Below are 13,327 nucleotides of genomic sequence, written 5' to 3'. Positions count from 1 at the left end.
GTCTCCCGCCTTGAGGCGGGACGGAAGGGTGGTGAGTACCATCCTTGAATTCTGCTAATAATTTGTTTAAAAACCACCTCCTGTACGTCTCGTCCACAACGTGGAAGCGGGCTGAGCAAACAGTATCCGTGGTAGACTTAAACGCAATGCTATCACGAAGGTGACCTATGACTGAAGAACAAAATGAACGCGATATTGAGGAAGCCTTGGCCGAAATTGGCGACCATAATCGCCCAATTGTCTTGAGTGAACTCAAAGTTTTTAACGACCTTGACCAAGATGAAACTGAGATTTTTGAAATTGAATGGCTGCGCATCGAGCCAAGTCATCGGCGTAATTTGGCTCAAGCGATGCAAGAGGTTGGTGAGGCCAGCCTTGAGCTTGATTTTCGCGCCGTATTTAGCATTTTGCTGACCGACCAAGATCCTGCAATTCGCATTGCAGCAGTCAAAGGTATGGCCGAAGATACCCGCCGCTCAAGTTTGCGCCGTTTAAGCGAATTGCTTACAACCGATCCCGATGATGGGGTGCGAGCTAATGCGGCGATCACGCTTGGTGCTTGGGCTTTACGCGCAGGCGAAGGCAATCTCGATCAGCGTACCAGTAATGAATTATTGCAAACGCTCTGGGCCGTTTTTGATGATCGCCAAACCTCGACCTTGGTACGCCAACGCTTGTTGGAAACCTTGGGCTACTTGGCCGATAGCGATCCACGAGTCAATCAGGAAATTGGGGCAGCTCACCAACGACTTGATGATGGTTGGCAGGCCGCCGCGCTTTGTGCCATGGGTCGCACTGGCTTAGATCAATGGTTGCCAACAATTACAGCTAGTTTGCGTTCCCATGAGCCATTGTTACGTTTTGAGGCAGTGCGGGCCGCTGGTGAGCTTGGCGATTTAGCCGAATCGATTGTCAACCACGTGGCGCGGGCTACTGCTGATGGTGATGTTGAAGTTGCTACAACTGCGATTTGGGCATTGGGCCAAATTGGTGGCGCTGCTGCGCGACGCTTTCTCGAACAATTAGTCAACGATTCAGAGGGTGTTCGGCGTGAAGCCGCTGCCGAAGCACTCAAAGAATTGCAATTCTTCGACGATCCCATACAATCCTTGCCCCTCGACGACGATGAGGACGAGGACGAATATTGGTATGGCGATGACGAGGACGAGTAAGCATAAAGTCAGAAGGCAAAAATCAAAAGGCAAAATTGGAGGTTCGGTAGTTAGGAATTGGGGATGAGATTTTTAGCGCAGAGGATGTGAAGAACATATGTAACGTGCCCTCACCCCCAGCCCCTCTCCCACTGCGGCGGGAGAGAGGGCTAGGGGGTGAAGGCATGCTGGCCGTTGTTAACCTCATAATCCATTACACATAGAGCATAGAACATACAATTATGCTTTGTACTCTTTGTCTCCTTTGTGGTTTTAATGTGGAGGCTGGTTGTTAAGGGCTAGGGATCGGCTATAGGTATAGAAGAATAATTAGTGAAATTCGTGCAATTCGTGGCTTAAAACAAAGCTCTTTGCCTCTGTACCGATTCCTAGCCCCCGACCCCCATCTAGTAATAAGGAGCCGAACATACTCATAAGGCAGCGATGCTCTATGTTCTATGTTCTATGTTCTTATGTATCAACACATTTGTTTATCACCGCATTTCGATGATGCGGCGCTCTCGCTGGGCGGAGCATTGGCTGGTTGGCATGCTGCTGGCGAACGTTGTTTGATCGTCACCATTTGTAGCGCTCCGCCCAGTGGCGAACTCAATCAATTTGCAGCGTATCTGCACGAACGTTGGGGTGCTGCCAGTGACCCAATTGCGATTCGTCGCGCTGAAGATCAAGCCGCCGCCAATCGCCTCGGAGCCGATTTGCTGTTTCTTGAGCAACACGATGCAATTTATCGCCATGCTGGCTATGATTCAGCCGCCGCTATTTTTGGCACACCGATCGCCGACGATTTGCTCTGGGCTAGTCTCACCACCCAACTTCAGGCTCTCGTCCAGCAATATCCCGACGCGATTTGGTATGCACCCTTGGCGGTTGGCAATCATGTCGATCATCAAATTACCCATGGCGTGGCAGCCAAGGTGCTTTCAAATGTGCGCTGGTATGAAGATTTGCCCTATTCGGCCCGCAATAATGCTCGTGACCAACGCTTAGCCCAAGTCCAACCAACTCTCGATCAAGTGATTGCGATCGATCAAACCTTGGCGATCAAATTGGCCTCAGTTGCCGATTATGCCAGCCAAATCTTTGAATTATTTGGCACAGTTGCGGCGATGGAGCAAGAGCTGAGCACGTATGCAGCGAGTGTTGCCGAACAAGGTTTTGCTGAACGCTTATGGCGGGGAGGCCTGGTGTGAGTTTTGCGCTACGCGAGCTTGATGCCGCTCAATGGTCGGCAGAACTAGCAGCCAATCCCGCTGTGCATCTTTTGCAACGCGCTGAATGGGGCCAACTCAAAGCCCAATTTGGCTGGCAACCGCAACGCATCGCAATCTACAATCAGCATGGCTTTTGCGCCGGAGCACAAGTGTTGTGGCGTTCGCAATATGGTTTGCGGGTGGCCTATGTGCCGCGTGGCCCAGTTTGGTCGGCTGATCAGGCCGCTAATCGGTTGTTGTTGCAAAGCTTAGAGCGTTTGGCTCGCAAACGTTGGGCAGCCTTTTTGCGCTTGGAGCCAAATTTGCTCGATGCTGGAGCCGCTGATCAACTGCATTCTGAGTTGTTGCTGGCGGGCTACGAGCAATCGCGGAGTATGCAGCCAAGCGCCTCAATTCACCTCGATCTCCAGCCAGAGTTGGCGAGCTTGCAAGCCCAATGTAGCAAAGGCCATCGCGCCGATGTGCGCCGCGCTGAGCGACAGGGCGTAAGCATTCGAGTTGGCACAACCGAAGCCGATCTCGATCAGTTTTATGCGATTATGCAAGCGACCAGCCAACGCGCTAATTTTGGCATTCACAGCCGCGAGTATTATGCGCAGGCTTGGCGCTTGTTTGGCGGTGATCAGGCTGATGGCGCGGCACGTTTGCTAATTGCTGAGCGCGAAGGTCGGGTGATTGGCAGCTTTTTGGTGTTTGCCCAAGGCACTGAAGCGCAATATATGTATAGCGGCACCAATGAAGAAGGCTTGAAATTTGCCGCCAGCCATGCTTTGCAATGGGCGGCGATTACTTGGGCGAAGCAACGTGGCTGCACGCTCTACGATTTTTGGGGTATTCCCGAGGCCTTTTTAGCGCTTGAAGCCACGACTGACCCAGCGGAACGTGAACGCTTGGATCAAGCGGCCCAAGCGACGGGCATGGCGGGAGTCTATCGCTTTAAAAAAGGCTGGGGCGGTCAACCAGTCCGCTATCTGCCAGCCTATGATCGCGTTTTCTTGCGTCCGGCGTATTGGCTTTGGCAGCGTCGCCGCTCTGAATAGGAACAATCAATGAAATCGTTCGCTGAACTTTTGCTGCATGTTACCCATCAAGCTTCTGGCGATCACCACGTTGCAATTAGCAATGTAGCTTACGATTCGCGCAAAGTTACACCTGGAGCGCTGTTTGTGGCGATCAAAGGGGTACATGTTGATGGTCATCGTTATATTGCAACGGCCTTGGAGCAAGGCGCGGTGGCAGTGGTCTATGATGATCCTCATCAAGCGCCGCCTGCCACTATTCCCTCGGCTTTGGTTGCCGATGCCAAGGTTGCGCTTTCGCCGATTGCCGCCGCCTTTTACGATTACCCCGCCCAGCAATTAGAAGTGGTAGGCATTACCGGCTCAAAGGGCAAAACCACCACCACCTTTTTAACCGCAGCCGCCCTAGAAGCTAGCGGCGAGTTGGTGGGCTTTATGAGCACTGTCGATTTTAAAATTGGCCAGCGCCAATGGGCCAACAAAACCCGCCAATCGACCCCCGAAGCCTTGGAAATTCAGGCCATGTTGCGCGAGATGGTCGAGGCTGGTTGTCGCTATGCTGTGGTCGAAAGCACGTCGCATGGCCTCTCGCCCCGTTGGAATCGGCTGGGCGATTGTGCCTATGATGTGGCCTTGATTACCAACGTTACCCACGAACACCTTGATTATCATGGCACCGTTGAGCAATATCGTGCTGATAAAGCTCAATTATTTCAGTTGCTCGCCACTAGCCCCAGCCAAAAATCGATTCTTGGCCAACCAACGCCAGTCGAAAAAGTCGCAATCGTTAATGCCGATGATCCCCATGCGGCCCAATTTCGGGCAGCGGCTGGCGAGCAAGTGCGGCATTTGAGCTATGCAATTCATGCTGAGGCTGATCTTCGGGCTACCGAAATTGTCTCAACTAGCAAGGGCTTGCGGTTTACCGCAATTACGCCGCAAGGTAACTTTGCGCTCAATTTGCAATTGGTTGGCACATTTTATGTTTACAACGTGTTAGCAGCGCTCAGTGTCTGTTTGGCGCGAGGCGTTGATCTGGCGGCGGCGATTCAGCGGCTTGAGGCAATTCCAGGCATCAACGGTCGCATGGAGCAAGTTGAGCTTGGCCAGCCATTTAGTGTGCTAGTCGATTATGCCCATAACCCCGATTCGTTTGAGCAAGTGATGAGTATGCTGCGGCCATTGACCCAAGGCCGTTTGATTGCGGTATTTGGTTCAGCAGGCGAGCGCGATCTTGCCAAGCGCCCGATTCAAGGCCAAATTGCGGCCAAATGGTGCGATCTGCTCTATCTGACCGATGAAGATCCCCGAGCCGAGGATTCGCTACAGATTTTGCAGGAAATTGCTGCTGGCGCAAAGGCTGAGGGCAAAATTATCGATCAAAATTGCTGGCTGATTCCCGATCGGCGAACGGCCATCGAGCAAGCGCTGGCAACCGCCCAAGCTGGCGATGTGGTGCTGTTGCTAGGCAAAGGCCACGAAGGCAACATCATTTATGCCAGCGGCGATATCGAATGGAACGAGCATGCCGAGGCTGAACGCGCATTGCAAGGCTTGGGCTACATCAAACGATAAATTCGTTTGAGCCGATCGAGTTCGGTGTGGGTCACTTCTGTCAGGAACGGCTTAAGATCCTGAACTGGTAAAAGGGCGTGATAGCCACGGCGTAAAAAGCGATGCAACTCGCCCATACCCATTAATTTGGCAAAGGTTTTGGTATTGTTGAGGGCAGCGCCAAGCAGGCTAATTTTTGATAAACGATGCACTCGCCGTAGTGATTCGTTAATGAGCTCGATTTGGCGCACCCTTGGCTCAAAACTGTTGACCCGATAATAGGCCTCTTCGTATTGAGCCTCGGTAAACGGAATCGTGAAGTTATTATGTTCAAGCCAATCAGCGACTTGTTGATCAAGCCTGACCGTCAAGTTCAGCAAATCGAGGGTTACCTCAATATCTTCGATGCTCAGGCCAGGAGCCAAGTGAATAAATTGGTGCAAACGACGGGCTTGGGTATCGCGAGCATGAAAATCATAAGGCCCATACATATCTTCAAGGAAAAATTGGGCTAAACCATGATATTGCGGCTCGGCGAGGAGATATTTGTAATCGCGTTCCAAGCGTTTGACCTGAAAAGTTTGGAGATAGGCATAATACTTGGTTGATGGCATATAGCGAAGCACCGTTGCTTGAATTCTGTCATAGCAACCATTGTAGCACGCTGTGTCATTGGATCGAAATATACTTTTTTGCTGGACAAAGGGTACGCCGAACGAAACCACAAAGAGCACTAAGATCGCGAAGGTTATATTTTAGTCACCAATATATTTGACTATCTAATCCTACACCCTTCGTGCCCTTCGTGGATCAAAACCTAATCACCTAGCCACTGAATCCTGACCCCTATTTTTGCCTTTTATTGGCTTCGTCGCCAGCCGATCAATGCGCCAACTCCGGCTAACACACCAATCCCAACTAATACCCAAGCTATGTTGCTCGGTTGCTTGGCTGGCGGCTCGGTTGTTTGCGGTGGGTTGGCGATTGGTACAACATCAAATGTTGCGGTTGGCATGGGTTTGGGTGCGTTTGGTTCAGCGGTTTGGCCTGCTGGTAAAATGGTAGCGGTGGCCATTCCAGCCATACTGTAATTGGTTAGTGTACCAACCAAATCAGCCAATGCTTGAGTTTGTTCTTGGCTGTGCTCGTGATAACGCACCTGATCTTGCTCCACCTTGAGTGCTCCATAATCGCCAAAACTAATGGTTTGCCAAACAGCTGAACCATCGAATTGATTTGGACCTAAAAACAAAACCCATTTGCTGCCTTCAGCAAAATGATTGCCTGATCCTAGCTCTGACCTACAGGACGGATCTATACCAATTGTATAGTTGAGTACGCTTAATGGTTCATTGGCGACCGAGCCTTTGATCGCTGTATCGATGGTGAAAAAAGCCTGATCGCCGTCGATATTGCTGACCGTAGCAACGACCACCAGATCAGCTTGTTGGGTCAAGCTATCAAGGGTTGGCTCGATCATCGAGCAAGCAGCGGCAGGAGTTGCAGGCAGCAGCACGATTAATATGATCAAACATCCCCAAATCCAACGCATACAGATTACTCCTTAGGCACGACGACTGCGTTGCCAGCCAATCAATGCGCCGATGGCGGCAACCACACCTACGCCAACCAAAACCCACGGCAGCCAGCTTGGAGCAGCAGCAGTTGGTGCAATAGTTGGTGCAACATCAACTTGGGCAACTGGGTTGGCATTCGGATCGGTATCGATCAACTCAGGGGCTGGGGCCGGCAAAATTTGTGGCTCAACTGCTGGTGCTGCTGCCCCGCCGCCAGGTAGTGGATCGACCAATTCGTTGGGGGCGAGGCTGGCATAATTGCTCAAGGTTTCGACCATATCAGGTAATGAAATTTGCTGCGGCGTGCCTTGTTCGGTATAGCTGACTTGATCTTGCTCAACTTTGAGCGCCCCATAATCGCCGAAACTAGCCGTTTGCCAAGTGATATCAGGGTCGAGTGTGGTTGGCACAAGGAACAATACCCAGCGGCTGCCTTCAGCAAAGCGCTCGCCATCGCCCAAGGTTGGTTGGCAATCGGCTCCATTGTTAATTTGATGATTGAGCACATCGAGATCATTTTGCGGCAAATTCCCTTTGATCGGAGCCTCGACGCTAAATGTTGCTTGGCTGCCTTCAATCTTGGTAACGGTGGCGATAACCACCAGTTCAGATTGTTGGGTTACGCTATCGAGAGTCGGTTCGATCATTTTACAGGCGGCGGCTGGCGAGATTTGCCAGAGAGCTAGACAGGTCGCGAAAAAACCAAACATCCAACGCATGACACACTCCATTCAAATAAAACTAGCTTAATTTGTTGCATAGTAAAGGTTTGCTTAAAGCCATAACGTTGGCTGGGCCTAAGAAGTTCCTTAGTGCTCGTGCGATTGACATGCCCTCACCCCGCCCCCTCTCCCACGGCAGCGGGCGAGGGGCGATCCCGTGATCATGATCAAGGGTTTCCCCCTCGCCTCGCGTGCGGGAGAGGGGGCTAGGGGGTGAGGGAAGATCAACTTGGATGGGTGGTCGCAAGCGTTGCGGCATGTGGTATCATTGATGCTAGATAAATCGCGCAGTGCTACTTTTGGAGGCAACCCGTGGCGGCGTTTCATGGCTTCTCAACTGAGAATCTCGTGCCGCTACCGGCAGAATTCTTTAGCGATGTTCTCCCTTCAATCAGCAACTTGGCTGAACTCAAAGTAACCCTGCATGTCTTTTGGTTGGTTAGCCAGCAACGTGGCCGCGCCAAACGCGTTTCGTGGGATGCACTGAGCAGCGATAGTGCCCTGGCGCAATCGTTGCGGGCCGTCTCGCAGTTGCGCCCAACTAGCGATGTTTTAGAAGAAGCCTTGGGTTTGGCGGTTGAGCGGGGCACATTACTGCACTTAATCAGCCCCGAACCTGGCCGCGTGGTTAGTTGGTATTTGGTCAATACCCAAGCCAATCGGCATTGGGTCGAGCGCCAAGCAGGCCAGCGTGTGCTTGCACCCGAGGCTAGCCCGACGGCGCAGCCAACCATTTTTGGGCTTTACGAACAAAATATTGGCCTGCTCACGCCACTGCTGATTGAGCAATTGCACGAGGCTAGTGCCAAATATCCCGCTGTATGGCTCGAAGAAGCCATTGCCAAAGCGGTTGAAGCCAATGTGCGCAATTGGCGCTACATTCGGCGCATTCTAGAACGGTGGGAAACCGATGGAAAAGAATCTACGTCGCATCGATCCGAGCAGCTTTTCGATCTCAGCAAATATACCACGGGCAAATATGCCGCCCTCTTCGGAAGAAGCGGCGATTCCGATGGAGGAGACTTGTCCGATTTGTAAGGGCGCTGGCTATTTCTGCATGGATGTGCCGATTAACGACCCGAACTTTGGCCATTTGATTACCTGCCAATGTAAACTTGCCGAAAAAGAAGGCCGCCAACGTGATAAACTATGGCAACAAAGTAATTTGCAGGCCTTTGAAACCAAAAACTTTGATACCTTTAACTCGCATATCGTTGGGGTTAACGAATCCTTTGCCCGAGCCAAGGCGTTTGCTCAAGCACCTAAAGGTTGGTTGCTTTTAGTTGGAGGGTATGGCTGTGGCAAAACCCATCTTGCAGCTGCCATCGCCAACGAAGCAGTGCGCCGCGAGTATCAGACGATCTTTATGGTCGTGCCCGATTTGCTCGATTACTTGCGCTCGACCTTTGGCCCAAACTCCGAAGTAGCCTACGATGAGCGTTTCGACAAGATTCGCAGTATTCAACTCTTGGTACTTGATGATTTGGGTGCAGAAAGTTCAACTGCTTGGGCACGCGAAAAATTGTTCCAAATTATCAATCACCGTTATAATAATCACTTACCAACGGTTTTTACAACTAATGTCGATTTAGATAAGCTTGATCCACGGATTGCCTCTCGTTTATTAGATGTGGAACTCTGTAGACAAACCGTAATCCAAGCGAAAGACTATCGACAAACAACACGTAACAATAACATTCGATACAAGTAAGATCGCCAACGGGCCGAGTGACATTTCGTCAGTCCAAGTATCTGGCTGTTGATCTGCTACTCATCCAACGAAGTTCTTCATCCTTGTGTCTGTGGGGGTTCGGATGGCAGGGAACCAAGCAATTTTTGACCGTGCGTTAGAACAATATCAGCTTGCCTCACGTGCTGGCGATTGGAACAAAGCTTTAACCGAAGCTGCTCGGGCCATGACCGAATTTCCGACTCACGAGCAGGCTCGGATTGCTGTCGCCACCGCGTTGTTTCATACCAATAAGCTTCCACAAGCGCTGCAATTGTGGCAGGAGTTGCTCAAGCGCAATCCTGATAATCCGATTTTTACCGAATATATTGCCAAGATTTATCGCGCCCAAGGCGATACCGACCAAGCGATCGAGTTGTTTATGCAATTGGCTGAACGCTTGATCGCCCAAAAATTGCCTTTGAAGGCAGTGCGAGCTTATCGCGATATTTTGGATATTCACCCCAGCCACGAAGAAGCCCGCGTGCGCTTGGCGATGGTACTGGCTGAATCGGGCGATAAGCCTGGCGCAATCCGTGAATATTTGCATTTGGGTCAGCAATTTTATGATGCTGAACAATACGATGCTGCTGATGAAGCCGCCGTCGAAGCCCTCAATGTTGACCCTGCTAGCCTCTCGGCCCAAGAATTCAAGAAGAAAGTTGATTTGGCACGGCAGGCCTTAATCACTGCTGCCACAGGCGATCAATTGCCCGATCAAGGTCGTTTGCAAACCAAAGAACAAATCGAACGCGCGGTCAATGAGGCGATTGAGTATCAAAATAATGGGTTGCTGGAGCAAGCCGCCCAAATGTATGAACGGGTGGTTGAAGTGCTGCCCGAACGCGCCGACATGCAGTATAGCTTGGGCTTGATTTACGATGAGCTTGAGCGGCATAAAGATGCCTTGCGGGTGCTCGAAATTGCCAGCCATAACGATGAATACGCCCTCTCTGCCCACTTTGCAATTGGTACGATCTACCAAAAGCTGGGCCAAATGGAACGTGCTGCCCAAGAGTTTGAGCAAGCGATTCGCTATGTCGATTTGCAATCGATCGGCAAAGAAGAAGCCAACGATTTGATCGATATGTACGAAGCGACCTCGGCGATTTATCTTGAACTAGGCGATGTGGCGCGGGCAGCCTCGTTGTATTCAACCTTGGCAGGCTTTTTGCAGGGCAAACGTTGGGGCGCGGAACAAGCGGCGCAATACAATGCCAAGGCTAAAGAGCTGACCGACCGCAGCATGATGTCGAAATTGCGCATGCTTGGCACGGGTATTTTGAATGCGCCGCCACCTGAAGAGGCTGTGCCTGAACCACAGACCGAAACTTGGGGCAAGATGCCCTCGATCACCGATTTCCTCAGTCCCAAAAGTCGCGTCGAAGCCAGCCCAGTCGATGATATGGCCAGCCTTGAGGCCTTGCTTAGCGCTAATACCGGCCCAGCACCCCAAACGATGCTTACCGATATTGATCCGCTTGATGTGCTGGCCGCCAATTTGCCACCTGCTGGCGAAGTACATTTTGCGCCGCTCACGCCAATTGATACCGAAGGCCGTAGCGAGCGGATTCAGCGTTTGGTTGAGGCCAGCGAATCGTTTGCCGAGCAAAATTTCTTGTATGCGGCGCTTGATGCCTGTCATGAAATTATTCGCTACGATCTGGAGTTTTATGCTATTCACCTGCGGATGGCTGAAATTCTCGAACGTTTGGGGCGTATGGATCAAGCGCTCGCCAAACTCAATTTGTTGATCGAAACCTACAAAGCGCGGGGCGAAACCCACAAGGCGATTGGGGTCTATCACAAACTGATCGATCTTTCGGCTGATAGCACGATCATTCGGGCTGAATTGGCTGAGGTGCTACGCAAACAAGGCCGTAGCGATGAGGCCGCTGAGCAGTTGGCCTATGTTGCCAACCAACAATTCCGCCAAGGCCAAACCGTCAAAGCCTTGGAGCAATTTCGCAAGTTGTTGGAATGGGCACCTGATAGCGTCAATTTACGTGCTCAATATGGCCAAGTGTTGCTCAAACTCGAACGTTGGGAAGCAGCCTTGGAAGAATTCCGCCGAGTTATCGTGCAAAAACCCGATGATTTGGTGGTGATGGCCCAAGCCAATATTGCCCTGGCCATGATGGGCGAATTCCCCGATGCGATTTGGGATTCAGTCGCAGCCTTGATTCAAAAGCTGGCTAGCAATCCGCAACAGCTTAACGATGTGCAAGCCGAATATCGCGCCGTCACCCTGATTACTGATCGGGCGATTATTCAGTTTCTCTTGGGCTTGATTCAGCAATCAACCAAGCAACATCCGGCGGCGATGCACTCATTCAATCAAGCGCTCGAATTGCTCGAAATTGATGCTGATCCCTTGGTTCCGCCAGTGCTGGTCTATCAAGCGATTGCCGATAGCTACATTGCCGAGGGTAATGCTGCTGGCTCAATCGAACAGTTGCGCAAAATCGAGGCGATTTTGGTGACTGGCACTGTGCCAGCCATGAGCACCAAGCATGCCTTTGCCCAACCCTTCAACGAGGGTGAGTTGCAACGGCGTTTGGCCGAAGCCTATGCCGCTAATGAGAATTTCGAAGGCGCAATTCAGGCCTTGCAACGGGTCAAGCAATTGTTGCCCTACGACCGCCAAGCTTACACCAAATTGGCTGATATCTACTTCCGCCAAGGCCGCCTAAACGAAGCCTTGACCCAACTTGATGAGTTGGCAACTTACTACGAAAGCCAAAGCCAGCTTGACCGTGCCTTGGAGATTTTGGCCACGGGCTTGCAATTAGCACCCAAGAATATCCCAATCAAATCGCGCCATGCCCAGCTGATGATGCGGCGCGGCTATCTTGATGAGGGCTTGGTAGGCTTGGATGAATTGGCTGAGTTGCAGCGCAAACAAGGCTTGGTCAAGGATGCAGTGGCGAGCATTCAGCAAGTCGCTGATGTGTATTGGACGTTGGGCAAGGTTGATAAAGCTGCCGAGATGTACAACCGAATTGTGCAGATCGCGCCCAACGACACCGAAGCTCGTCAACACTTGGTCAGCTTTAACATTCTTTCGTTGCGCACCAAGGATGCAATTATCCAGTTGCGTGAAATTGCACGGCTCTCAATTCAGCAACGCAACTACGAAGAAGCGATTGCTTCCTATCACCAAGTGATTGCGCTCGATCAAAAAGATGCCGATGCCTACGAGCAATTGGCCGATGTGCTGATGCGAGCACAAGAGTATGGTCAGGCCGTGCGTACCTATAAACAATTGGCGAAATTGTTGCCCGATGATGATCGGGTCGAAGCTTTGCAAAGCGCCGCCCAACGCATGCTTGATCAGCAACAGGTGGCCAAAGGCTAGCATTCTCCTAAACTTCGCAAAATTCAAAGCAGCGCTGAAGCCTTGTGCTCGGCGCTGTTTTGGTTAATGGTTTGAGACAATCAAGGAGCAGGTTGGCTATGCAAGCGCCGCTTAATCGTGAAACCGTGCATTTTTGGCAAGATCGGGTGCTGAATAACTTGGAGTTGTTGCATGCCCACTATATTACCCAGCGTTTTGCTCCGCATAGCCATGAAGAATTTGCGATTGGGGTGATTGAGGCTGGTGGCCAGGCCTTTACCTATCAGCGGCGCTCGGAGTGGCTTATGCCTGCTGGCAGTATTGCGGTGATTAATCCGCAGGTGGTGCATACTGGCCATGCGGCTACGCCCCAAGGCTGGGTCTATCGTATGTTTTATCCACCAGCGCAAATCTTGCAGCAAGCTGCTAGTCAATTAGCTGGGCGCAATCAAGCAACCCCATTTTTTCCTCAGCCAGTGATTCATGATCCATTTTTGATGCAGCGCCTGCTTCAACTTCATCAATTGTTGGAAGACCCCAGCACCACTGCGCTCGAACGCGAATCGCGCTTGCTCTGGACGATGGCACAACTCATTATTCGCCATGCTCAAAGCAAACCAGCGCTTAGCGCCCAGCAACTGCACCCCAAAGCGGTAACGACGATTCGTGAATATTTGGCGGTGCACTATGCTGATTCAATTTCGCTTGAGCAACTGGCCCAATTGGTCAATTTAAGTCCGTTTCATACACTGCGGATGTTTCGTCAAGCAACTGGTTTGCCACCCCATGGCTACCTCATTCAATTGCGAATCAATCAAGCGAAACAGCTGTTACATACGCAGTTGCCCTTGGCCGAGGTAGCCGTGCAAACCGGATTTAGCGACCAAAGTCATTTGAACCGTCATTTCAAGCGGGTTTTAGGCGTTACACCACTGCAATATCGTCGCCAAGGCTAAATTAGCAAGATCATCCAAGCAATTAATCTTGGATCAAGCTATGCTCAATT

Annotated in this window: 11 protein-coding genes; 8 read left to right on the top strand and 3 right to left on the bottom strand. The window is 51.2% G+C overall.

What is annotated here, in order from left to right:
• Positions 1 to 167 precede the first annotated feature (167 nt).
• The 4 genes from DEF47_RS04560 to DEF47_RS04545 all read left to right on the top strand — a co-directional run bounded on the left by DEF47_RS04560 (position 168) and on the right by DEF47_RS04545 (position 4,977).
• Positions 168 to 1,172, top strand: coding sequence for a HEAT repeat domain-containing protein (locus DEF47_RS04560; protein ID WP_012187641.1), 1,005 nt, complete (start codon positions 168 to 170; stop codon positions 1,170 to 1,172).
• A 452-nt stretch (positions 1,173 to 1,624) separates the two neighbouring features.
• Positions 1,625 to 2,362, top strand: a complete 738-nt coding sequence (locus DEF47_RS04555) for a PIG-L family deacetylase (protein WP_287044993.1) — start codon at positions 1,625 to 1,627, stop codon at positions 2,360 to 2,362.
• The gene (locus DEF47_RS04550; protein WP_012187643.1) at positions 2,359 to 3,423 is read left to right on the top strand and encodes a lipid II:glycine glycyltransferase FemX; all 1,065 of its coding nucleotides are present in this window, start codon (positions 2,359 to 2,361) and stop codon (positions 3,421 to 3,423) included. The genes DEF47_RS04555 and DEF47_RS04550 overlap by 4 nt, the downstream gene beginning before the upstream one ends.
• 9 nt (positions 3,424 to 3,432) lie before the next feature.
• Positions 3,433 to 4,977 (top strand): UDP-N-acetylmuramoyl-L-alanyl-D-glutamate--2,6-diaminopimelate ligase, encoded by a 1,545-nt coding sequence (locus tag DEF47_RS04545; protein ID WP_012187644.1) that lies wholly within the window; start codon positions 3,433 to 3,435, stop codon positions 4,975 to 4,977.
• On the opposite strand, the gene DEF47_RS04540 is transcribed toward DEF47_RS04545, so the two are convergent.
• The 3 genes from DEF47_RS04540 to DEF47_RS04530 all read right to left on the bottom strand — a co-directional run bounded on the left by DEF47_RS04540 (position 4,962) and on the right by DEF47_RS04530 (position 7,252).
• Entirely contained in the window at positions 4,962 to 5,570 is a 609-nt protein-coding gene (locus tag DEF47_RS04540) for an FFLEELY motif protein (RefSeq protein WP_012187645.1), read from the bottom strand. The genes DEF47_RS04545 and DEF47_RS04540 overlap by 16 nt on opposite strands.
• A 245-nt stretch (positions 5,571 to 5,815) precedes the next feature.
• Positions 5,816 to 6,508 carry a hypothetical protein gene (locus DEF47_RS04535; protein ID WP_012187646.1) on the bottom strand — a complete coding sequence of 231 codons (693 nt, stop codon included), beginning with the start codon at positions 6,506 to 6,508 and terminating at the stop codon, positions 5,816 to 5,818.
• A 12-nt stretch (positions 6,509 to 6,520) separates the two neighbouring features.
• Complete coding sequence (locus DEF47_RS04530) at positions 6,521 to 7,252, bottom strand: hypothetical protein (protein ID WP_012187647.1); 732 nt, start codon at positions 7,250 to 7,252, stop codon at positions 6,521 to 6,523.
• Between the two features lie 315 nt (positions 7,253 to 7,567).
• On the opposite strand from DEF47_RS04530, the gene DEF47_RS04525 reads away from it, so the two are divergent.
• The 4 genes from DEF47_RS04525 to DEF47_RS04510 all read left to right on the top strand — a co-directional run bounded on the left by DEF47_RS04525 (position 7,568) and on the right by DEF47_RS04510 (position 13,277).
• The gene (locus tag DEF47_RS04525; protein WP_012187648.1) at positions 7,568 to 8,293 is read left to right on the top strand and encodes a DnaD domain-containing protein; all 726 of its coding nucleotides are present in this window, start codon (positions 7,568 to 7,570) and stop codon (positions 8,291 to 8,293) included.
• A complete protein-coding gene (locus DEF47_RS04520) occupies positions 8,268 to 8,966 on the top strand; it encodes an ATP-binding protein (protein WP_287044992.1) in 699 nt (232 codons plus the stop codon). Before DEF47_RS04525 ends, DEF47_RS04520 begins: the two co-directional genes overlap by 26 nt.
• A gap of 103 nt (positions 8,967 to 9,069) precedes the next feature.
• Positions 9,070 to 12,342: a tetratricopeptide repeat protein gene (locus DEF47_RS04515; RefSeq protein ID WP_012187650.1), complete on the top strand. Its 3,273-nt coding sequence runs from the start codon at positions 9,070 to 9,072 to the stop codon at positions 12,340 to 12,342.
• Between the two features lie 98 nt (positions 12,343 to 12,440).
• The gene (locus tag DEF47_RS04510; protein WP_012187651.1) at positions 12,441 to 13,277 is read left to right on the top strand and encodes an AraC family transcriptional regulator; all 837 of its coding nucleotides are present in this window, start codon (positions 12,441 to 12,443) and stop codon (positions 13,275 to 13,277) included.
• Positions 13,278 to 13,327: the final 50 nt, after the last annotated feature.

It is taken from the genome of Herpetosiphon sp. (genome assembly GCF_003512625.1).
In the GTDB taxonomy this organism is placed as follows: Bacteria; Chloroflexota; Chloroflexia; order Chloroflexales; family Herpetosiphonaceae; genus Herpetosiphon; species Herpetosiphon aurantiacus.
Note: the sequence above shows the minus strand (reverse complement) of the source record. Positions and strands in the feature narration are given on the sequence as shown.

Coding starts and splice junctions, on each gene's coding strand:
- DEF47_RS04530 (WP_012187647.1), bottom strand. CDS start 7,252: ATGCGTTGGATGTTTGGTTTTTTCGCGACCTGTCTAGCTCTCTGGCAA.
- DEF47_RS04545 (WP_012187644.1), top strand. CDS start 3,433: ATGAAATCGTTCGCTGAACTTTTGCTGCATGTTACCCATCAAGCTTCT.
- DEF47_RS04560 (WP_012187641.1), top strand. CDS start 168: ATGACTGAAGAACAAAATGAACGCGATATTGAGGAAGCCTTGGCCGAA.
- DEF47_RS04540 (WP_012187645.1), bottom strand. CDS start 5,570: ATGCCATCAACCAAGTATTATGCCTATCTCCAAACTTTTCAGGTCAAA.
- DEF47_RS04555 (WP_287044993.1), top strand. CDS start 1,625: ATGTATCAACACATTTGTTTATCACCGCATTTCGATGATGCGGCGCTC.
- DEF47_RS04535 (WP_012187646.1), bottom strand. CDS start 6,508: ATGCGTTGGATTTGGGGATGTTTGATCATATTAATCGTGCTGCTGCCT.
- DEF47_RS04510 (WP_012187651.1), top strand. CDS start 12,441: ATGCAAGCGCCGCTTAATCGTGAAACCGTGCATTTTTGGCAAGATCGG.
- DEF47_RS04520 (WP_287044992.1), top strand. CDS start 8,268: ATGGAGGAGACTTGTCCGATTTGTAAGGGCGCTGGCTATTTCTGCATG.
- DEF47_RS04515 (WP_012187650.1), top strand. CDS start 9,070: ATGGCAGGGAACCAAGCAATTTTTGACCGTGCGTTAGAACAATATCAG.